The organism is Sphaerisporangium sp. NPDC005289, from assembly GCF_040607455.1.
Classification (GTDB): Bacteria; Actinomycetota; Actinomycetes; order Streptosporangiales; family Streptosporangiaceae; genus Sphaerisporangium; species Sphaerisporangium rhizosphaerae.
The window spans coordinates 139,836-159,631 of sequence record NZ_JBEXGS010000001.1; the positions used below are offsets into that span (position 1 = coordinate 139,836).

The window sequence follows — 19,796 nt, forward strand, 5'->3', positions numbered from 1 at the left end:
CCGTGGCCCCGCAGCCGACAATCCCCGTTGGCGTCATTTTAACGTTCGTGCACGGCTCGTGGCGCGGTTAATGGGCGCCGGGAATCGATTCCGGGTATTAGCGCCCGACGCCATCCCTAATTGCGACATATCCGGTAATTCAGGTCGGTGCCGGCCGCCGGGGTGTTGACCTCAACCGCGCTTGATGTTTCACGATGGTCGCCCCGCACCTCTGACAAGGGAGAACTCATGATTCTGGTCACCGGGGCCACCGGTCGCGTCGGAGGGCACGCCGTGTCGGCCCTGCTGGCGGCGGGCGCCGAGACACGGGCCCTCGCCCGCGACCCGGCGGCCGCCCGCCTGCCGGACGCCGTCGAGGTCGTCCAGGGCGACCTGGCGAAACCCGAGACGCTGGAAGCGGCCCTGGACGGCGTCGAAGCGGTGTTCCTGGTCTGGCCCACCCTGTCCGCCGACCACGCCGCCCCGGCCGCCGTCGAGGCGATCGCCGCGCGCGTCCGCCGCGTCGTCTATGTGTCCGCACGGGGAGTGCCACCCCGGCGGGAGGAGTCGGACGGGACGATCCTCGGCTCGCACGCCCGCCTGGAAAGCCTGATCGAGCGGTCGGGGATGGAGTGGACCTTCCTGCGCCCCAGCGGCTTCGCGGCCAACACCCTCATGTGGGCGCCGCAGATCCGGGAGACCGGGACCGTCCGGTGGGTGCACGGCGCCGCTCGCAGGCCGCTCATCCACGAGCGCGACATCGCGACCGTCGGTGTGCGGGCGCTGTCGGCCCCTGGGCACGGCGGCGCCGCGTACGAGCTCACCGGGCCGCGGACGCTCACACAGGTCGAGCAGGTCACCCTCATCGGCGAGGCCATCGGCCGTCCGGTGCGATGGGAGGAGATGTCCCCCGAGGTCGCGCAGCGGGCGATGGTGGCCCAGGGCATGCCGGCCTCGCTGGCCCGCGACATCCTGGACGGACACGCCGCGATGGTCACCGCCCCGGAAACGGTCACCACGACCGTCGAGGAGATCACCGGCACCCCGGCCACCGACTTCGGAACCTGGGCCCGCGACCACGCGGACGACTTCCGCTGACCCCGCGTGGGGCGTGACCCCGCGTGGGGCGTGGAGGGGGTCAGCGCCGGTGGGCGACGCCGCAGAAGGCGGGCAGGTCGTCGTCCCCCCGGTAGAGCGGGGAGTCGGGCCGCCACGAGCCCAGGCGCGTCACCCCCGGCTCCACGAGCTCCAGGCCATCGAAGAACGCCTCGATCTCCTCGCGGGAGCGCAGCACCGCGGGCGAGCTGGCCCTGTCGTACACCGACGTGCCGGGCATCAGCCGCCGGTCGGCCTCGGCGTGCGACAGGACCAGCACCGAGCCGGGGACCACGGCGTCCATCAGAGCGCGGACGATGCCGCGCGGGTCCTCCTCGTCCCTGATGAAGTGCAGCACGAAGACGAGCAGGACGGCCATGGGCCGGTCGAAGTCGAGGTGCTCCCGCAGCACCGGGTCGGCGACGATCTTCTCCGGCCGGCGCAGGTCGCCGGCGACCATGATGGTCTGCTCGTCGGTGGCGAGCAGGGCCTGGCCGTGCGACAGGACGATGGGCTCGAGGTCGACATAGGCGACGCGCGCGGCGGGCAGGACGCGCTGCGCCACCTCGTGGACGTTCTCCTGTGTGGGCAGCCCGGAGCCGATGTCGAGGAACTGGCCGATGCCCGCCTCGGCGGCGGCGTACTCGACCGCGCGCCGCAGGAAGCGACGGTTGGCGACGGCGAGCTCGCGCGTGCGGGGGAACACGCCGATGACCCGCTCGGCCGCTTCCCGGTCGGAGGCGTAATTGTCCTTGCCGCCCAGGTAATAGTCATACATTCGCCCGACATTTGGGGTTATCGGGTCGAATGCTGCGTTTAGTGGCGCGGAATCCATTACCACTCCGTCGGGGGCCGGGTGTCATGCGGCGGTTCTCGCCGTCCGTTCACGTTATTCGGGGCCCGACGTTAACAGCCGCCATCCCGATGCTCAATGGCGAGGGCCCATTCGCCGTTCACAGGTCCCTGCGGCGCACGAGCAGGGCGCCCGCGGCGAGCGGAAGCAGAGCGTAGGCGAGCATCACGGCCGCCGCCGCGACCGGGGGCAGCAGCGTGTCGAACACCGTGTTCGCGTCGAGGGTGCCGGTGATCTCGCGGGGCAGGTTCGTCAGCAGGACCGACCCGAGCCGCGCGTCCCACGGCGCCGGCAGGTTGATCGCCACGATCGGGATCACGTACACCAGCCCGATCAGGATGACGATCGACCCGGCCGTGGACCGCAGTACAGTCGCCAGTCCTAGCCCCACCAGGGCGAACACCACCACCGACAGGCCGGTGACGATCAGGACCGGCAGCCGGTGGGCCAAGGGGGTGAGGTACACGCCGTTGAACCGGCCCCCGATGAGCGACCGGCAGGCGAAGTAGGTCCCGAACACCACCAGCGGCCCGGTGACGGCGGCCAGCCCGGCGAGCAGGGCGGCCTTGCCCGCGACGACCGGCCAGCGCCGGGGCACCGCCATCATGGTCGCTCTGATCGTCCCGGTGGTGTGCTCCGAGGTGATCGACAGCACGCCGAGGATGCCCAGGCACAGCTGAGGGATGATCACCAGGACCTCCTCGATGTAGGAGACCGAGGAGCGCAGCCGCCCTTCGGGCGAGGTGCCGTCGAACGCGGCCGCCGCCGACCAGGCGATGGCCGCGCCGGCCAGCAGGCCGGCCAGGGCGACGCCCAGGGCGTAGTAGGTGGAGCGGACCGAACGGAGCTTGTGCCACTCCGCGGCCAGAACGTCGATCATGGACTACCTCCGGTGCGTGGCGCCGACAGCACGGACGCCGATGGTGCGCTCCCCCCACCGCGCACGCCGGCCGGGCCGGCGCTGACAAGGCGGCGCTGACAAGGCGGCGCTGACACGAGCGGGCGCGAGGACGCGGTGCGCCCGGCGCGTGGACGCCGACCGTGGGCGAGCGTTCGACGGGACGGGCGCCGGTGAGCGGGTGTTCGGGGACGTGTCAACGCTCCCGCAGCCGAAGCGGCGGCGCATCGGCCCTGCGTCCGAACTCCCACACGGGTCTCACCCTCCAGGCCGTCCTCCTCCGGGCTGATCCGCCCTTGTCCTCGCCCTCGTCGCTCCCGTCCCCGTGCCGGGTCAACGGCGACGGCGACGGCGACGGCGACGGCGACGGCGACGGCGACGGCGATCAAGGTGTCCTCGGGGTGTCCATCAGATGGACGGGAATAGGCGGAATGGTGGCGGAAGTTAAGATCAGGCGATGTCCATGGCGTCAGTAGGGCCGGTTCGGAGCCGAAGAACCGCAGCAGGGTGGTCGACCAGACCGTCGTTCCCCCGCCGCCCCTGACGAAGACCCGGGCGAACCGTCCGGGCACTCACCAGGAGCCTTCTTGCCCTCCTCACCGGTGGAAGCCGAGCAGCCGCTCGCGCGGCGAACCCCGACGCCGGCCGCCTCGCGGACGCCCGCGACCAGAGCCGTCCACCACGCCCCCCTGACACCGCGCAAGTCCCCCACCCCCGCCGGCTCCCTGCCCGGGACCACCTCCGAGCCGGCCGTCTTCCTGGCCGGAGCGGCCGCCGCGCCGCCGCGGACGCTGGTCGACGTCCTGGCCGAGACGACCCGGCGCCACCCCCGCTCCCCCGCGCTCGACGACGGCCGCACCCGCCTGGACTACCAGGCCCTGAGCGCCGAGGTGGAGTCCCTGGCGGGCGAGCTGCGCCGGGCCGGTGTGCGCACCGGCGACCGCGTGGGCGTGCGCGTCCCGTCCGGCACCGCCGACCTCTACGTCGCGATCCTCGCCGTGCTCGCCGCCGGCGCGGCCTACGTGCCCGTCGACGCGGACGACCCCGACGAGCGCGCCGAACTGGTCTTCACCGAGGCGGGCGTCCACGCCGTCATCGGCGAAGGCCGCGCGATCACCCGTACGACGCCCGCGAGCACGGACGACGCTCGCCGTCCCCTCCCCGCGAGCACGGACGGCCCTCGCCACACCGTCCCCTCGGACACAGACCCCCGCCCTCACCCCGAGCCGGACGGCACGCCGGAGCGGCCCGGTCCCGAGACGACCGGCGCCCCGGAGCGGTCCGGTCCCGGGCCGGAGGACGACGCCTGGATCATCTTCACCTCGGGCTCCACGGGCAGGCCGAAGGGCGTGGCGGTGACCCACCGCAGCGCGGCGGCGTTCGTCGACGCCGAGGCGCGACTGTTCCTCGCCGACGAGCCGATCGGCCCGGGCGACCGGGTACTCGCGGGCCTTTCCGTGGCCTTCGACGCCTCCTGCGAGGAGATGTGGCTGGCGTGGCGGCACGGCGCCTGCCTGGTGCCCGCGCCCCGCGCGCTCGTGCGCACCGGCATGGACCTCGGCCCCTGGCTCGCCGACAAGGGCATCACGGTCGTCTCGACGGTGCCGACCCTGGCGGCGCTGTGGCCGGTCGAGACCCTCGACGACGTCCGCCTGCTGATCTTCGGCGGCGAGGCGTGCCCGCCCGAGCTGGCCGAGCGGCTGGCCGTTCCCGGGCGCGAGGTGTGGAACACCTACGGCCCCACCGAGGCCACCGTCGTGGCGTGCGCCGCGCCGCTGACCGGGCGGGGCAAGGTGCGCATCGGCCTGCCGCTCGCCGGCTGGGACCTCGCGGTCGTGGACGACGCGGGCGAACCCGTGGCCATGGGCGAGACCGGCCAGCTCGTCATCGGCGGCGCCGGCCTGGCCCGCTACCTGGACACCGCCAAGGACGCCGAGAAGTACGCCCCGCTGCCTTCCCTCGGCTGGGCGCGCGCCTACCGCAGCGGCGACCTGGTGACGGCCGAGCCGCGGGGCCTGGTCTTCGTCGGCCGGGCGGACGAGCAGGTCAAGCTCGGCGGCCGGCGCATCGAGCTGGGCGAGGTGGACGCCGCGCTCCAGTCCCTCCCGGGCGTGCGCGGCGCGGCCGCCGCGGTCCGCGCGACCGGCTCGGGGCACCAGCTTCTGGTCGGGTACGTCGTCGCCGCCGAGGACTTCGACGCCGAGGCCGCCCGCGACCGGCTGGCCGGGGCGCTGCCGGCCGCCCTGGTCCCGCGCATCGCGCTCGTGGCCGACCTGCCGACCCGCACCTCCGGGAAGATCGACCGCGACGCCCTGCCGTGGCCGCTGCCCGGCGGCGCGACCCCCGGCGCCGATCCGGGCGCGGCGGGCGCGGCCGCGGAGCTGTCGGACGACGAGCGGTGGGTGGCCGAACGGTGGGCCGGCATCCTGGGCGTGGACGCCGCCGACCGCGACGACGACTTCTTCGTGCTGGGCGGCACGAGCCTGGCCGTCGCGCTGCTGGTCTCCGAGCTGCGCGCCCGCCACCCCGCGGCGGCGGTCGCCGACGTGTACGAGCACCCCACGCTGGGTGGGCTCGCCGCCCGCCTGGCCGCGATGGCGGCCCCCCGCGCCGAGAACACGCAGCGTCCCGTGACGCCGGTGCCGCGGCGTTCCGCGCTCGCGCAGACGGCGCTCATGATTCCGCTGCTCACCATCGGCGGCATGCCGTGGATCGTCGGCCTGGCCACGCTGAACAACATCGTGGCCCTTCCCTGGACCCCCACCGTCTCGTGGTGGTGGGTGCTGGCGGGCTGGCTGCTGTTCGTCTCCCCCTGGGGACGCATCGGCGTGGCCGCCGCGGTGGCCCGGGTGCTGCTGCGCGGCCTGAAGCCGGGCGCCTACCCGCGCGGCGGCGGCACGCACCTGCGGCTGTGGTTCGCCGAGCGGTTCGCCGCGCAGATCGGGGTGGGCCGGCTGTCCGGCGCCCCGTGGAATGCCCGGTACGCGCGGGCGCTCGGCGCGCAGGTCGGCGAGGACGTGGACCTGCACGCGCTGCCCCCGGTGACCGGGATGCTCAAGGTCGGCAGGAACGCGGCGATCGAGCCTGAGGTCGACCTGCACGGGTACTGGATGGACGGCGACCTGCTGCGCGTCGGTGAGATCCGCGTCGGCGCCGCCGCCACGATCGGCGCCAGGGCGACGCTGCTCCCCGGGGCCCGCGTCGGCAAGAACGCGCAGGTCGCGCCGGGCGCCGTCGTCGAGGGCGCCGTCCCGTCCGGCGAGCGCTGGGCGGGTGCGCCCGCGAGCCGGCAGGGCAAGGCGCGCCGGTTCCCGCCGTCGGAGCGGCCTCCGCGCTCCCGGCGCTGGGAGGCGATGTACGGCCTGTCGGCGATGGCGCTGAGCCTGATCCCGGTCGTGGCCGCCCTGTGCGGGCTGATCGTGCTGGACGTCTTCGCCGGCGACGTGGCCACGCTCGGCGAGGCGCTGCCTGCCGCCCTCTACGGCGTCGCGCCCGCCACGGTGACCGCGCTGGCGGCCTTCGCGCTGATCGTCCTGGTCTGCGTGCGGCTGCTCGGCGCCGGCCTGCGCCCGGGACGGCACCCCGTGCACAGCCGCCAGGCGTGGCAGGCGTGGGCGACCGGCCGGCTCATGGCGGCGGCCCGCGTCTGGCTGTTCCCCCTGTACGCCAGCATCCTCACCCCCGCGTGGCTGCGCGCGCTCGGCATGAAGGTCGGCCGGGACGTCGAGCTGTCCACGGTGCTGGCGCTGCCCACGATGACCACCGTCGGCGACGGGGCCTTCCTCGCCGACGACACGATGGTGGCCCCGTACGAGCTGGTCAACGGCAGCCTGCGGGTGGACCAGGTGCGCATCGGCAAGCGGGCCTTCCTCGGCAACAGCGGCATGACCGCCCCGGGGCGCAAGGTGCCCAAGGACGGGCTGGTCGGCGTGCTGTCGGCCACGCCGAAGAAGGCCAAGGCGGGTTCGTCCTACCTGGGCATGCCCCCGATCGAGCTGCGCAGGACGGCCGAGTCCGGCGACCGGAGCCGCACCTACGACCCGCCGCGCCGGCTGAAGGCCGCGCGGGCGTTCGTGGAGGTCTGCCGCGTCGTCCCCGCCATGGGCACGGTCGCGCTCGCCGTGCTGGTCGCCGCGACGCTGGAGTTCCTCGCCGGCTCCTACGGCTTCGCGGTCGCGGCGGGGCTGGTCGGCGTGGTGCTGGCGGGCGCGGGGGCCGTGGCCGCCGCGACCGCCACCGCGGCCAAGTGGGCGATCGTCGGCAGGATCGCGGCGGGCAACCGTCCGCTGTGGAGCTCGTTCGTGTGGCGCAACGAGCTGGCCGACAACTTCGTGGAGGTGCTCGCCGCCCCGTGGTTCGCCGAGGCGTGGCTCGGCACCGCCCCGCTGGCCCTGTGGCTGCGCTCGCTGGGCGCGCGCGTCGGCCGCGGGGTGTGGTGCGAGACCTACTGGCTGCCCGAGGCCGACCTGGTCGAGGTCGGCGACGGGGCGAGCGTCAACCGCGGATGCGTGCTGCAGACCCACCTGTTCCACGACCGCGTGATGAGCATCGATAAGGTCGTGCTGCGGCACGGGGCGACGCTCGGGCCGCACGGCGTGGTCCTCCCCGCGGCGACGATCGGGCAGGACACCACGGTCGGACCGGCGTCCCTGGTGATGCGCGGCGAGACGGTGCCCGCGCGCGCCCGCTGGTTCGGGAACCCGATCACGCCGTGGTCCCGTCCGCCGTCGCGTTGACCCGGAAGGCATGACAGAACGTGAGCGTGGCACCAGGCGTCTCCCGCCGTCCCTACTTTCCCGAGCGGGGCAACGAGGGCTACTGGGTCGAGCACTACGAGCTGTCGCTGGACTACCGGGTCGGCGCCGGCCGGTTGCGCGCGTCGGCGGTGATCTCGGCGTTCGCGAGCCGGTCGCCGTCCCTTCCCGCCTTCACCCTGGACCTTTCGTCCTCGCTGCGCGTGTCCGGGGTGCTGGTCGACGGCGAGCCGGCGCGCTACACGCACCGGGGTGACAAGCTGCGGATCACCCCGGCCCGCCCGCTGCACGAGGGCACGCTGTTCGCCGTCGACGTGCGGTACGGGGGCGACCCTCGTCCCCTGACCAGCCGCTGGGGCGGCCTCGGGTGGGACCGGCTCACCGACGGGGTCATCGTCGCCGGCCAGCCGACGGGGGCGCCGTCGTGGTTCCCCTGCAACGACGACCCGGCCGACAAGGCCACCTACCGCGTCACGGTGACGACCGGGTCGGCGTACGAGGTGGTGGCCAACGGCCGCCTCGCCGACCGGCGCCGGGCCGCGTCCACCACCACCTGGGTGTACGAGCAGCCGCAGCCGATGGCCACCTACCTGGCGAGCGTGCAGATCGGGCGGTACCAGTCGGCCGAGGTGCCGGGGCCGGTGCCGCAGCGGCTGGTCCACCCCGCCCGGCTGGCCTCGCGGGTGCGGGCCGACTTCGCCCGCCAGCCGGCCATGATCGCCCTGTTCTCCGACCTGTTCGGCCCCTACCCCTTCGCCGGGTACACCGTCGTGGTCACCGCCGACGACCTGGAGATCCCGGTCGAGGCCCAGGGGATGTCGATCTTCGGCGCGAACCACGTGGACGGGCGGCGCGGCGAGGAGCGCCTCATCGCCCACGAGCTGGCCCACCAGTGGTTCGGCAACAGCCTGACGCTGGAGGACTGGCGCGACATCTGGCTGCACGAGGGCTTCGCCGCCTACGCCGAGTGGCTGTGGTCGCAGGCGTCGGGCGAGGAGACGGCCGACGCGCTCGCCGCCCGCTGGCACCGCAGGCTGGCGGCGCTCCCGCAGGACTTCACGCTGGCCGACCCCGGCGCGCGCCGGCTGTTCGACGACCGGGTGTACAAGCGCGGCGCCCTCACCCTGCACGCGCTGCGCCGCGCGATCGGCGACGAGGCGTTCTTCGCGCTGCTGCGCGAGTGGACGGCCACCTACCAGCACGGCGGCGTCACCACCGAGCGGTTCACCCGCCTCGCGGCCCGCCACGCCGCGACCCCGCTGGACGACCTGTTCGCCGAGTGGCTCCACACCGAACGCCTCCCGGCCTCCCTCACCCGCCGGACGGTCTGACCACCGCGGCCGATAACGTCCCGGCCTGGCGACGACCGTGCGGGTGAAGGATGAACGTCTGAGAAACGGCTCGTCCTGAGAACGGCTCGGCCCGGGGACAGCAGGTCTGTGGGGACCGGTAACCGGTCCTGGGGCCGGTCTTGGGAACGGCCGTACGAAGTCCTGGATCGGCTGTGGGTGAAACCGCGCGTGTCGATCGGCACGGTGGCGTTGACTGGCTGTCGGGGCCCCGGCCACGCCAAGACCCCTGGGAGCCACGCGGCGCCCGAGTGCTCGCCAGGAGCCACCACCGCGATGGCGGGAGCCGCGCCGAAGGAAAGGGAAGCATGGGCGAGCACGACGCCTTCCGCATCGACCACGGCCACGATCGCGAACTCGCCTCCGAGGGGTCAAGCCGGTACGCCGAGCACGTACGGCACAACGTCGCGGCGTTCGACGGCGCGTGGGGCGACATCGCCCCGGTCACCTTCGCGTGCGCCGCCTGGCGGCTGGCCATCACCCCCTCGCCGCCCTACGTGCGGCGGCACCGGCGCATCCTGTCCGCCGCCTGCGACCGCAACCCCTGGGACGGCACGCTCACCGCCCGCGTGCTCCTCGTCTCGCCGCCGCCGGCGGAGCTCACCGCCTCGCGCGAGTGGTGGCACGACCGCGGCTGGCGCGAGTGGCCGCAGACCTTCGGCCAGTACCTCGAGCCCAGCGACCAGGACCTCACCCGGAACCCGTTCCTGCGCACCACCCTGGTGATCGACGCGCCCCTGCCGCTGGACGCCCTGCCGCCCGCCCCCGACGGTCCGAGCGACACCCTGTCCTCCACCGCCGCGCTCGCGGTCACCACCCTGGTCAGAGAGCTCAACGCCCTGCTCACCCCGATCATCCGCCGCCTGGAGACCACCCAGGCCCGCGGCTGACCGCGGCGCGCGTCGTCATCTCCGCGACCCGCTTACTCAGCACCCTGTCGCCCGCGGCCCTGTGGTGAGGATGGACATCCGGCACGGCACACCAGTGCGGTGAGCACACACGTCCCCCGACAGCGCCTCCCCACTCCCGCCATGTGCTGAACGCCTGCGGCCCGGCGTGCGGGTGAACATCCGGCACGGCACACCAGTGCGGTGAGCACACACGTCCACCGACAGCGGCTCCCCACTCCCGCCATGTGCTGGACGTGATGGGCGCCGGGTCGGCGGGTCGTGGTACGGCGATGCCGGCGCCTGCTACGGCGCCTGAGCCGGTGCACGTTCGTGGAAGCGCATCAGGGCGGCTCGGTCATGCGATCACGACGCCGAGGACAGCTTGACCGATGCCCGGCGAGGGCGGCGAGGGCTTGAGACGGTTGTGAGACTTCACCGGCGGCGCCGGCTGTTAGGTTCCCGGCACAAGCCCACGAAGGAGGTCATCGTGTCCATCGTCCGAGGGATCAGCAACGGGGCGGCCGCCGCCCTGATCGGCGCCGCGGCCGTCGTCGCGACCACGGCCGCACCGGCGGCTGCCGCCGTCGACCCGGCGAGCTGCGTCTACGGCTACAACCTCTCCATCCCGCAGGTCTCGGCCACCTGCAACAACCCGACCCCGACCGGCTGGTATCTGCGGGTCGCGTGCGAGACGCCCCGCGGCACCGTCGTGTACGTCAACGGCACCATGGCTTATGGCCCGGGGCGCGACACGTCGCTGGCGCGGTGCCCGCACAACACCGAGCTCGGCCCCTCCACGCTGGTCAACGCGTAGCGGCGCGCAGGGCCTCGGTCAGGCGGCGGACGCCGTGGTCCAGGCGGCGGAAGTAGGTCGCCCTGCTCAGGTGCAGGCGGTGGGCGGCCGCCTCGTGCGCGATGCCGCCACGAAGGTAGTACAGGCTGAGCACACGCCCGGCCTCCTGGTCCACGGGTGAGCCGGAGTTCGCCAGCGCCTCCACCTGCCGTCGGACGAAGGCCGCGATCGCCTCGGGTGACCCCAGCCCGGGCATCGCGGCCGGCGGGCCCTCGGCCGGCCGGCGCGGGTCGCCCAGCCGGGCGAGGGCGGCGCGCACCGCCTCCGCCAGCGCGTCGTCCTCGGCGGGGACGGCGCCCCGTTCGAGCTGCCGCAGCCAGCCGGGCAGGTTGCGCGGGGTGAACGTGCGCGCGAAGACGCCGCTCCTGCGTCCGCAGCGGAACAGGTCGTCGCGGGTCTCCCCCATCCGGACCAGGCCCATGCGCTCGGACAGCCGCTGGTACGGCGCCCACGGCGTGGAGACGACCACCCTGCCGCTCGCCATGGCGGTGGCCAGGATGTGCCGCAGCATGACGGCGCGCGCCGCCGGGCGGCGGGGCGCGGTGACCAGCATCCCCAGGACGACGCCGGCGGAGTCGTCGCCGCCGGGCGAGGGGGCCGGCGGCGGCGCGTGCTGCTGGAGCAGCGCCTCCAGCAGCGGCGCGGCCCCGGCGCCGATGCCCGTCATGTTCGTCATGCCCAAGGGCCGGTCGTCGCCGTCGACGACCAGGTCGAACAGGCTGCCGGGGGTGGTCATCCACAGCTCCAGCATCCGGTCGGCGCGGCGCGGGTCGAGCGCCTCCATGCCGGCCCACTGGCGGGTCAGCCGGACGATGTCGTCCTCGTCCGCCGCCTCCGCCGCCCTGACGCGCAGCGGCCCCGGCACGGGCGGGAAGAAGATCGGGCGGACCTGGGGATGGGCGGACATGTGCAGCACCTGGTCGGCCAGTTTGGCGCGCACGCCCGGGTCACCGGTGCGGGTGATCTGACGCCGCCGGTGCGCGGAGCCCTTGTCCAGAAGCGTGCGGGCCGTGACCGGGTGCCGCCACCGGTAGGCCAGCTCGAAGATCGTGCGGAAGGGCTCGACCACGACCAGCCCGTGCGCCTCCGGCCGTACGACGCTCAAGGCGCTGAGCCGGTCGAAGTCGGCGGGTGTCCCCTGCACGAGCGCGGCCAGCAGGTCGGCGTCCGCACCGCCCACGGTGGCCACGACCGGCAGCGCGCCGGGCGGCGGGCCGGCGGTCTCGACGGCGAGCCGCCGCAGCAGCTCCCCCGCCACGACGTCCGCGAGCCCGCCCAGCGTGTCCATCCCGGCGATGTCGCCGGTGGATCCGCTGGTCGGGCAGGGGCTAGGCGGACTGGGGCTCGGCGGGCAGGGCTCCGTCCGAACGGCGAGGGCGCACAGCAGACGGTCGGCGATGAGGGGGATGCCACCGGACAGGTCGGCGACCAGGTCGAGCCGGGCAGGGTCGCGCACGCCGCGCGAGCGCGCCAGCCTTCGCATGGCCGCCCGGCTCCACGGGGACAGCGGCACCGTCTCTACGGGCCGGTCGGCCCAGCCGGGCCGGGACACCAGCGGCCTGCGCCCGACGACCAGGACGCACGTGCCCGGCGCCAGGTCCGCGAGCAGCTCGCGGACGGCCTCGGCCCGCGCGTCGTGATCGACGCCATCCACCACCAGCAGACCGGTGGCCGTCCGGTCGCCCACCGGCGGACCGGCGGCCGGCCTGAAGCCTGGTGCCGGCCTGGGTGCCGAGTCGGCCGGTGTGCCGGTCAGCGCGGACGCCAGCCGGGTCTTGCCCACGCCGACCGGCCCGCAGAGGTTGACGACGACGACCGGTCCGCCTGGCCGGGCGCCCCGTAACAGGGCGCTCAGCCGCCGGCGCGCGTCAGTGTAGGCGACCACCGGTAAACGTTGACGCGCTCCCCGGTCTGAAGGCCGGGAGTTCAGCCCATGCCGCGTCACGCGGCACCTCTGAGGCTTCCTGTTTCATCGACCTGTGCCACCGCGAGCGGTGGTCTTACCTGGTCTCCACAGGCGTTTAACCTGTCCGCCCGCCCGGCGGCCAGTATGTTGATCGCCGCATTGACGTCCCGGTCGTGGGCCGCGCCACAGGCGCAGATCCACGACCGGACCGACAGCGGCATCGACTCGACGACGGCCCCGCACGCCGAGCACAGCTTCGACGACGGGAACCATCGATCGATCTTGACCAAGGTCCGCCCGTACCGGGCGGCCTTGTACTCCAGCATCCCGACGAACTGCGACCAGCCCGCGTCGTGGACGCTCTTGGCCAGTCTCGTGCGCGCCAGGCCCTTCACCGACAGGTTCTCCACATGCACCGCTTGGTTGTCGCGGATGATGCTCGTAGAGAGCTTGTGGGCGAAGTCGCGGCGCGCGTCGGCCACCCGGGCATGACCCCTGGCGACCTTCACAACGGCCTTCTTCCGGTTCGCCGACCCCTTCGCCTTACGGGACAGGGCCTGCTGGGCCTTGCGGAGCTTCTTGGCCGCCCGGCGCAGAAACCGAGGGTTGCCGATCTTCCGTCCGTCGGACGTGACCGCGAAGTGCGTCAACCCCAGATCGATGCCCACCTCGCCGGCCGTCTCAGGCCAGGGCATCTCGCCGGTCTCGTCTCCGGTCTCGACGACGAAGGAGGCGAAGTACCGGCCCGCCGCATCCTTGACCACCGTGACCGAGCCTGGGTCCGACGGCAGGGGGCGCGACCACCGCACTGTCACGTCCCCGATCTTCGGCAGGCGCAGCCTGCCGCCTGGCGTGATCGAGAACCGGGCGTTCCTGGTGAAGCGGACGGCCTGCCGGTTGTCCTTCTTGGATCGGAACCGGGGCGCGGCCACCCTCGGTCCCCTCCGCTTGCCGGTGATCGAGGCGAAGAAGTTGCGGTAAGCGGCATTCAGATCGGCCAGCGCCTGCTGGAGGACGACCGCTGAGACCTCACCCAGCCACGCCCGTTCAGGGGTCTGCTTGGCCTGGGTGATGACCCGATTGGACAACTCCCCGTCGGAGACGTACGGCAGTCCTTGAGCGCGGGCGTCGGTCCGTACGCGCAGCCCGTCGTTGAACACCACCCGCGCGCACCCGAACGCCCGCGCCAGCGCCTCACGCTGGGCGGCGTCCGGGTAGAGCCGGTACTGGTAACGAAGCCGCACGGTCATCATTGTCCATCGATCCGTGACCGAACGTATGGGAATCCGAGCGATCCGTGAATATATCGGCGACCGCGCCAACGCCGCCCACCACCTCGGCGAGCACACCATCGTCGAACGCAACGACCGGCCCTTCGCCGTCCTGGTGCCCCACGCCTGGTGGATCAAGCAGCAAGACCAGGAAGGTCAGGGCACGGTCGCGCCTCAGCAGGCACTCCCGCGCGGGCCTTCGCCTCCGGCGTGAACGCCGGAGCACTGGCCCGCATTCAGGTAGCAATCACGACGCCACCGAGGAATCGGTGAAGAGTTATGGCCTCACCCGGCCATGTCGCCGTCGGCTGCCACCAGGGCGCCGCTGAACTGCGCCGAGTACAGGCGGTGGTAGGCGCCGCGGGCGGTGAGCAGCTCGTCGTGGGTGCCATGCTCGACGATGCTCCCGGCCTCCATCACCAGGATCAGGTCGGCGTCGCGGATCGTGGACAGCCGGTGGGCGATGACGAAGCTGGTGCGGTCGCTGCGCAGCGCGGCCATCGCGTGCTGCACCAGCACCTCGGTGCGGGTGTCCACCGAGCTGGTCGCCTCGTCCAGGATGAGCAGGGACGGGTCGGCCAGGAACGCCCGCGCGATGGTGAGCAGCTGCTTCTCGCCGGCGCTGACGTTGCTCCCCTCCTCGTCGATCACGGTGTCGTAGCCGTCGGGCAGCGTGCGGACGAACCGGTCGACGTAGGTCGCCCGCGCCGCGGCCTGGATCTGCTCCTCGGTGGCCCGCGGGTTGCCGTAGGCGATGTTGTCGCGGATGGTGCCGCCGAACAGCCAGGTGTCCTGGAGCACCATGCCGATCTGGGAGCGCAGGTCGTCGCGGCGCATCGCGGTGATGTCGACACCGTCCAGGGTGATGCGGCCCGCGTCCAACTCGTAGAAGCGCATGATGAGGTTGACCAGGGTGGTCTTCCCCGCGCCGGTCGGGCCGACGATCGCGATGGTGTGACCGGGCTCGGCCACCAGCGAGAGGTCCTCGATGAGCGGCTGGTCGGCGTTGTAGCGGAACGACACGTGCTCGAACTCGACCCGGCCGCGCCGGTCGGCGGGCGGCGCCGCGTCGGCGGGGTCGGGGGCCTGCTCCTCGGCGTCCAGCAGCTCGAAGACCCGCTCCGCCGAGGCCACCCCCGACTGCAGCAGGTTGGCCATCGAGGCGACCTGCGTCAGCGGCTGGGTGAACTGCCGGGAGTACTGGATGAACGCCTGGACGTCGCCGAGGCTCATCGCCCCGGTGGCGACGCGCAGGGCCCCGACGACGGCGATGGCGACGTAGTTCAGGTTCCCGATGAACATCATGACCGGCATGATGATCCCGGAGATGAACTGGGCGCCGAAGCTCGCCTTGTACAGGTCCTCGTTGCGCTCGCGGAACACCTCCTCGACCTCCGGGCCGCGCCCGAACACCTTGACCAGCTCGTGGCCGGTGAACGCCTCCTCGATGTGGGCGTTGAGGGTGCCGGTGTGCGCCCACTGGGCGACGAAGAGCTTCTGCGAGCGCTTGGCCACCTGGCCGGTGACGACCATCGACACCGGGATGGTGACCAGGGCGATGACCGCGAGCAGCGGCGAGATCACGAACATCATCACCAGCACGCCGATGACGGTCAGCAGCGAGGTGAGAAGCTGGCTCAACGTCTGCTGGAGGGTCTGCGACACGTTGTCGATGTCGTTGGTGACCCGGCTGAGCAGCTCGCCGCGCGGCTGGCCGTCGAAGAACTTCAGCGGCAGCCGGTTGATCTTGTCTTCGACGTCGGACCGCAGCCGGAAGATGGTGCGCTGGGTCGCGTCGTTGAGCAGGTAGTTCTGCAGCCAGCTGAAGACCGAGGCCGCGACGTACAGCACCAGGGCCCAGGTCAGCACCGTGGCGAGCGCGCCGAAGTCGATGCCGTGGCCGGGCACCAGGTCCATGCGCGCGAGCATGTCGGCGAGGTTGCCGTTGCCCGAGGCACGGACGCCCTGGACGGCCTGCTCCTTGGTCGTCCCCGCGGGAAGATGCCGGCCGACCACGCCGCTGAAGATGATGTCGGTGGCGCGGCCGAGGATCTTCGGCCCGATGACGGCGAACGCGACGCTGACCACGGCCAGCGCGATGACGGCCAGGATGCGGGGGCGTTCGGGGTCCAGCCGCCGGATCAGCCGGCGGGCGGAGGGGCCGAAGTTCATCGACTTCTCCGCGGGCATCCCTCCCCCGCCGAAGGGCCCCCTGCCGAACGGTCCGCCTCCGGCGGGCGGGCGCACCGGAGCCGCGAGCGGCCTGCCCCCCGCCGCGGCACCCGGTCCACCTCCGGCCTGCGTCCCCTGGCCGTCCTGGGCCGGTCCCCCGGCGGGCGTGGCCTGGTCTGCCGGTGCGGTGGGACGCTCGCTCACGCCGCCCTCCTGACGGTCGGCCGGAACCCGGCTCATACTGCGCTCCCCGCGGTCACCTGGGACTCCACGATCTCGACATAGGTCGGACAGGAGGCCAGCAGTTCGTCATGGGTCCCGATGCCGGCGATCACGCCGTCGTCCAGGACGATGATCTGGTCGGCGTCGGCGATGGTGGAGACCCGCTGGCCGACGATGACGACGGCGGCCTCGGCGGTGCGCGGACGCAAGGCGGCGCGCAACCGGGCGTCGGTGGCCAGGTCCAGAGCCGAGAACGAGTCGTCGAACAGGTAGATCTCGGGCTTGCTGACCAGCGCCCGCGCGATCGACAGCCGCTGCCGCTGTCCGCCGGACACGTTCGTGCCGCCCTGCGTGATCGGCGCCTGGAGCCCCTCGGGCATCGCCTCGACGAAGTCGCGCGCCTGGGCGACCTCCAGGGCCTCCCACAGCTCCTCGTCGGTGGCGTTCGGGTTGCCGTACCGCAGGTTGCTCGCGACGGTGCCGGTGAACAGGTACGGCTTCTGCGGCACCAGGCCGATGCGCGTCCACAGCAACTGCGGGTCCAGGTCGCGGACGTCGACGCCGTCGACCGACACGGTGCCGGAGGTGGCGTCGAACAGCCGCGGCACCAGCGACACCAGGGTCGTCTTGCCCGACCCGGTGCTGCCGATGACGGCGGTGGTCTGCCCCGCGACGGCGCGGAAGGAGATGCCGGACAGCACGGGCGCCGCCGCGCCCGGGTAGCGGAACTCCACGTCCCGCATCACCAGCTCGGCCCGCCTGCCCGCGTCGCGCACCGGCTCGTCCGGCGGGCGCACCGACGACTCGGTGTCCAGCACCTCGCCGATGCGCTCGGCGCAGACGGCGGCCCGCGGGATCATGATCGAGATGAAGGTGGCCATCATCACCGACATCAGGATCTGCATCAGGTACATGAGGAAGGCGGTCAGCGCGCCGACCTGGATCTCGCCGCTGTCCACCCGCGCCGCGCCGAACCACAGCACCGCCACGCTGGAGGCGTTGAGGATGAGCATGACGACGGGGAAGATCAGCGCGGTCAGCCGGCCGACGCGCAGCGCGGTGTCGGTCAGCGCCTGGTTGGCGTCGGCGAACCGGCGCGTCTCCTCGCGCTCCCTGACGAAGGCCCGCACCACGCGGATGCCCGACAGCTGCTCCCTGAGCACCCGGTTGACCTCGTCGATGCGGGTCTGCATCGCGCGGAACTGCGGCACCATGCGGAAGACGATCAGGCCGATCGAGACGAGCAGCGCCGGGACGCAGACCAGCATCAACCAGGACAGGCCGATGTCCTGCCGCAGCGCCATGATGATGCCGCCGACGCACATGATCGGCGCGGCGACCAGCATGGTGCACGTCATCACGACGAGCATCTGCACCTGCTGCACGTCGTTGGTGCTGCGCGTGATCAGCGAAGGCGCCCCGAACTGGGTGACCTCGCGGGTGGAGAACCCCACCACGCGGTGGAAGACCGCGCCCCGTACGTCGCGCCCGAACCCGGCCGCGACCTTGGCCCCGTAGTACACCGCCGCGATCGAGCAGGCGATCTGCACCAGCGACACCGTCAGCATCCAGCCACCGGTGCCGAGGATGTAGCCGGTGTCCCCGGTGGCGACCCCCTTGTCGATGATGTCGGCGTTCAGGCTCGGCAGGTACAGAGACGCGATGGTCCCCACGAGCTGCAACGCGACCACCGCTACCAGTGCCGTCGAATAGGGCCGCAGATGGACCCGCAACAACCGGCTCAACATGTCCGCGCCCCGGTCAGCGCGGCAGAACCCACCGTGGTAATCACTTGGGTCAGGCTATAGGAGGAGTTGACCCACTCTCCCCTGTTTTTCGCCTGGCGAAACCGCCCGCGAAGACCGGGCATGTCCTGCGCGTCCGGCTGAAACTTTCAGCTCCGCGCGCCAGTGCCCCGCCCCTGACCTGTCAGGGAAGGTGGCCGCTCAGACGCGGGGTGGACCGGGCATCGCCCGCGGCGCACGATCGAGGATGGGCGGCGCGTGTCGCCGTCCCGCTCGGGGGAGTCGATGCGACGAACCGGTCGCGAGCGCGTGTGACGGGGGGCGCTCTGGATCCGCCGGCCGGTGGCGTGCAGGCGTCGCCCGTGCGTCCGGCAGCACCAGCTCCTGACCCCGCACCCAGCGGGCGGGCCGTCCGGAGGTCCGTCCGCTCGACGAGAGAGGCTCCTCATGCCCTTTCCGCGTCCTCGTGGGACCGCGTCGCGTGGCCTTCTGATCGCGGGTTGCGCGGCCGCCGTCACGGCCGCCCTCACGGCCACCGTCCTCGGCGCCGGCCTGACGCCCGCCTCCGGCGCCGCCGCGGGACCGGTGCCCGCCGTGGGCGCCGCCGCCGGCGCGGCGCGGGCCGGTGCGGCCGCCGCCGACACCACCCCGCCCAGCGAACCCACCGGGCTCACCCCCCTGACCGTCTACCGCAACGGCGGGGTGGCGGGCCTCACCTGGGCGCAGTCGACCGACAACGTCGGGGTCACCGGGTACGACATCTACGCCTGGTCCTACGGCTCCCCGGCGTATCCCTCCTTCAGCCGCGTCCAGGCGGACTTCACCCACACGACCACCCAGGTGACCGCCGAGGTGAAGTACCTCACGCCCGGCGGCTCCTACCTGTTCTACGTGGTGGCCATCGACGCCGCCGGCAACAGGAGCGTGCCGAGCCTTCTCGTCATGAACAGGGCCATGGTCGAGCCGCCGTTCCCGAGCCCGTACCCCACCTCGTCCGCGCCGCCCATGCCCTGGGACCTGCGCGTCTTCGCCGGGCCCGAACCCGGCTACGTGGCGATGCAGTGGGCGACCAGCGGTTACACGCCCGAGACGCACTGGCCGGTGTTCGTCCGTTCCTCCACCAGGTGGGGCCTCGGGGACGACAGCCCGCTTCCGCGCACCCTGGTGGTGCCGATCGGCGGCGAGGCGTCCTACACCTTCCAGGTGGTGGCGCGGGACAACGCAGGCAATCTGAGCAACCCGTCCAACGCCGTCACCTACATCAACCCCTATCCGTCGCCCTCCCCCACCCCGCCCACGACCCCGACGCCGCCCACGACCCCCTCGGCGACCCCTTCCGCGCCCCGCACGTGCGCGGTCACCTACGTGGCCAAGAGCTGGGCGACCGGCTTCACCTCCGACGTCACGATCAAGAACACCGGCGCCACCCCGATCTCGGGATGGCGGCTGGCGTTCGCCTTCCCCCTCACCACCCAGCACCTGACCTCGGGCTGGTCGGCCACCTGGACCCAGACGGGCACGGCCGTCTCCGCGGTCAACACCGCCTGGAACAAGACCATCAAACCCGGCCAGTCCCTGAAGATCGGATTCAACGGCACCTCCTCCGGCGCCAACCCCTCCCCCACCGCCTTCACCCTCAACGACGCCCCCTGCACCTCAGGCTGACCTTCCACCGCCGGACCCACGTCCGGCGGCACCCCACATCTGCCCCGCACCCCGCACCTGACCGGCACGCTCGTACCCGACCGGCACCCTCACACTCGACCCGCACCCCACACCCGACCGGCACGCTCGTACCCGACCGGCACC

Annotated in this window: 13 protein-coding genes; 7 read left to right on the forward strand and 6 right to left on the reverse strand. The window is 72.9% G+C overall.

Translation table 11 applies throughout. The features are described 5' to 3' along the window. Positions 1-228: 228 nt before the first annotated feature. Complete coding sequence (locus ABZT47_RS00490; protein ID WP_354834321.1) at positions 229-1,077, forward strand: NAD(P)H-binding protein; 849 nt, start codon at positions 229-231, stop codon at positions 1,075-1,077. 40 nt (positions 1,078-1,117) lie between these two features. Here the strand turns inward: ABZT47_RS00490 and ABZT47_RS00495 are convergent, their stop codons facing one another. Both ABZT47_RS00495 and ABZT47_RS00500 read right to left on the reverse strand, forming a co-directional pair. Next, positions 1,118-1,909, reverse strand: a complete 792-nt coding sequence (locus ABZT47_RS00495; RefSeq protein WP_354834324.1) for an SAM-dependent methyltransferase — start codon at positions 1,907-1,909, stop codon at positions 1,118-1,120. Positions 1,910-2,027: 118 nt separating this feature from the next. Further along, on the reverse strand, positions 2,028-2,807 hold the full coding sequence (locus ABZT47_RS00500; RefSeq protein ID WP_354834327.1) for an ABC transporter permease subunit: 780 nt from the start codon (positions 2,805-2,807) through the stop codon (positions 2,028-2,030). A gap of 605 nt (positions 2,808-3,412) precedes the next feature. On the opposite strand from ABZT47_RS00500, the gene ABZT47_RS00505 reads away from it, so the two are divergent. From ABZT47_RS00505 to ABZT47_RS00520, 4 genes are all read left to right on the forward strand, one after another. Then, complete coding sequence (locus ABZT47_RS00505; protein WP_354834330.1) at positions 3,413-7,561, forward strand: Pls/PosA family non-ribosomal peptide synthetase; 4,149 nt, start codon at positions 3,413-3,415, stop codon at positions 7,559-7,561. A 20-nt stretch (positions 7,562-7,581) separates the two neighbouring features. Then, positions 7,582-8,910 carry a M1 family metallopeptidase gene (locus ABZT47_RS00510; protein WP_354834333.1) on the forward strand — a complete coding sequence of 443 codons (1,329 nt, stop codon included), beginning with the start codon at positions 7,582-7,584 and terminating at the stop codon, positions 8,908-8,910. Positions 8,911-9,236: 326 nt separating this feature from the next. Continuing rightward, positions 9,237-9,818, forward strand: a complete 582-nt coding sequence (locus ABZT47_RS00515; protein ID WP_354834336.1) for a hypothetical protein — start codon at positions 9,237-9,239, stop codon at positions 9,816-9,818. A 487-nt stretch (positions 9,819-10,305) separates the two neighbouring features. Next, complete coding sequence (locus tag ABZT47_RS00520) at positions 10,306-10,632, forward strand: hypothetical protein (protein ID WP_354834339.1); 327 nt, start codon at positions 10,306-10,308, stop codon at positions 10,630-10,632. On the opposite strand, the gene ABZT47_RS00525 is transcribed toward ABZT47_RS00520, so the two are convergent. Continuing rightward, positions 10,622-12,556: a hypothetical protein gene (locus ABZT47_RS00525; protein ID WP_354834342.1), complete on the reverse strand. Its 1,935-nt coding sequence runs from the start codon at positions 12,554-12,556 to the stop codon at positions 10,622-10,624. The genes ABZT47_RS00520 and ABZT47_RS00525 overlap by 11 nt on opposite strands. A 56-nt stretch (positions 12,557-12,612) precedes the next feature. After that, on the reverse strand, positions 12,613-13,821 hold the full coding sequence (locus tag ABZT47_RS00530; RefSeq protein ID WP_354834345.1) for a transposase: 1,209 nt from the start codon (positions 13,819-13,821) through the stop codon (positions 12,613-12,615). A gap of 34 nt (positions 13,822-13,855) precedes the next feature. Here ABZT47_RS00530 and ABZT47_RS00535 point away from each other — a divergent pair, with 34 nt between their 5' ends. After that, complete coding sequence (locus ABZT47_RS00535) at positions 13,856-14,062, forward strand: hypothetical protein (protein ID WP_354834348.1); 207 nt, start codon at positions 13,856-13,858, stop codon at positions 14,060-14,062. 71 nt (positions 14,063-14,133) lie between these two features. Here the strand turns inward: ABZT47_RS00535 and ABZT47_RS00540 are convergent, their stop codons facing one another. Continuing rightward, positions 14,134-16,224: an ABC transporter ATP-binding protein gene (locus ABZT47_RS00540; RefSeq protein ID WP_354834351.1), complete on the reverse strand. Its 2,091-nt coding sequence runs from the start codon at positions 16,222-16,224 to the stop codon at positions 14,134-14,136. Between the two features lie 32 nt (positions 16,225-16,256). Further along, complete coding sequence (locus ABZT47_RS00545) at positions 16,257-17,990, reverse strand: ABC transporter ATP-binding protein (protein WP_354834354.1); 1,734 nt, start codon at positions 17,988-17,990, stop codon at positions 16,257-16,259. 444 nt (positions 17,991-18,434) lie between these two features. On the opposite strand from ABZT47_RS00545, the gene ABZT47_RS00550 reads away from it, so the two are divergent. After that, a complete protein-coding gene (locus tag ABZT47_RS00550; RefSeq protein WP_354834357.1) occupies positions 18,435-19,652 on the forward strand; it encodes a cellulose-binding domain-containing protein in 1,218 nt (405 codons plus the stop codon). Positions 19,653-19,796: the final 144 nt, after the last annotated feature.

What these genes read in the sequence shown, in the direction of transcription:
- ABZT47_RS00490 (WP_354834321.1), top strand. Translation starts at nt 229, where the DNA reads ATGATTCTGGTCACCGGGGCCACCGGTCGCGTCGGAGGGCACGCCGTG.
- ABZT47_RS00495 (WP_354834324.1), bottom strand. Translation starts at nt 1,909, where the DNA reads ATGGATTCCGCGCCACTAAACGCAGCATTCGACCCGATAACCCCAAAT.
- ABZT47_RS00500 (WP_354834327.1), bottom strand. Translation starts at nt 2,807, where the DNA reads ATGATCGACGTTCTGGCCGCGGAGTGGCACAAGCTCCGTTCGGTCCGC.
- ABZT47_RS00515 (WP_354834336.1), top strand. Translation starts at nt 9,237, where the DNA reads ATGGGCGAGCACGACGCCTTCCGCATCGACCACGGCCACGATCGCGAA.
- ABZT47_RS00535 (WP_354834348.1), top strand. Translation starts at nt 13,856, where the DNA reads ATGGGAATCCGAGCGATCCGTGAATATATCGGCGACCGCGCCAACGCC.
- ABZT47_RS00545 (WP_354834354.1), bottom strand. Translation starts at nt 17,990, where the DNA reads ATGTTGAGCCGGTTGTTGCGGGTCCATCTGCGGCCCTATTCGACGGCA.
- ABZT47_RS00550 (WP_354834357.1), top strand. Translation starts at nt 18,435, where the DNA reads ATGCCCTTTCCGCGTCCTCGTGGGACCGCGTCGCGTGGCCTTCTGATC.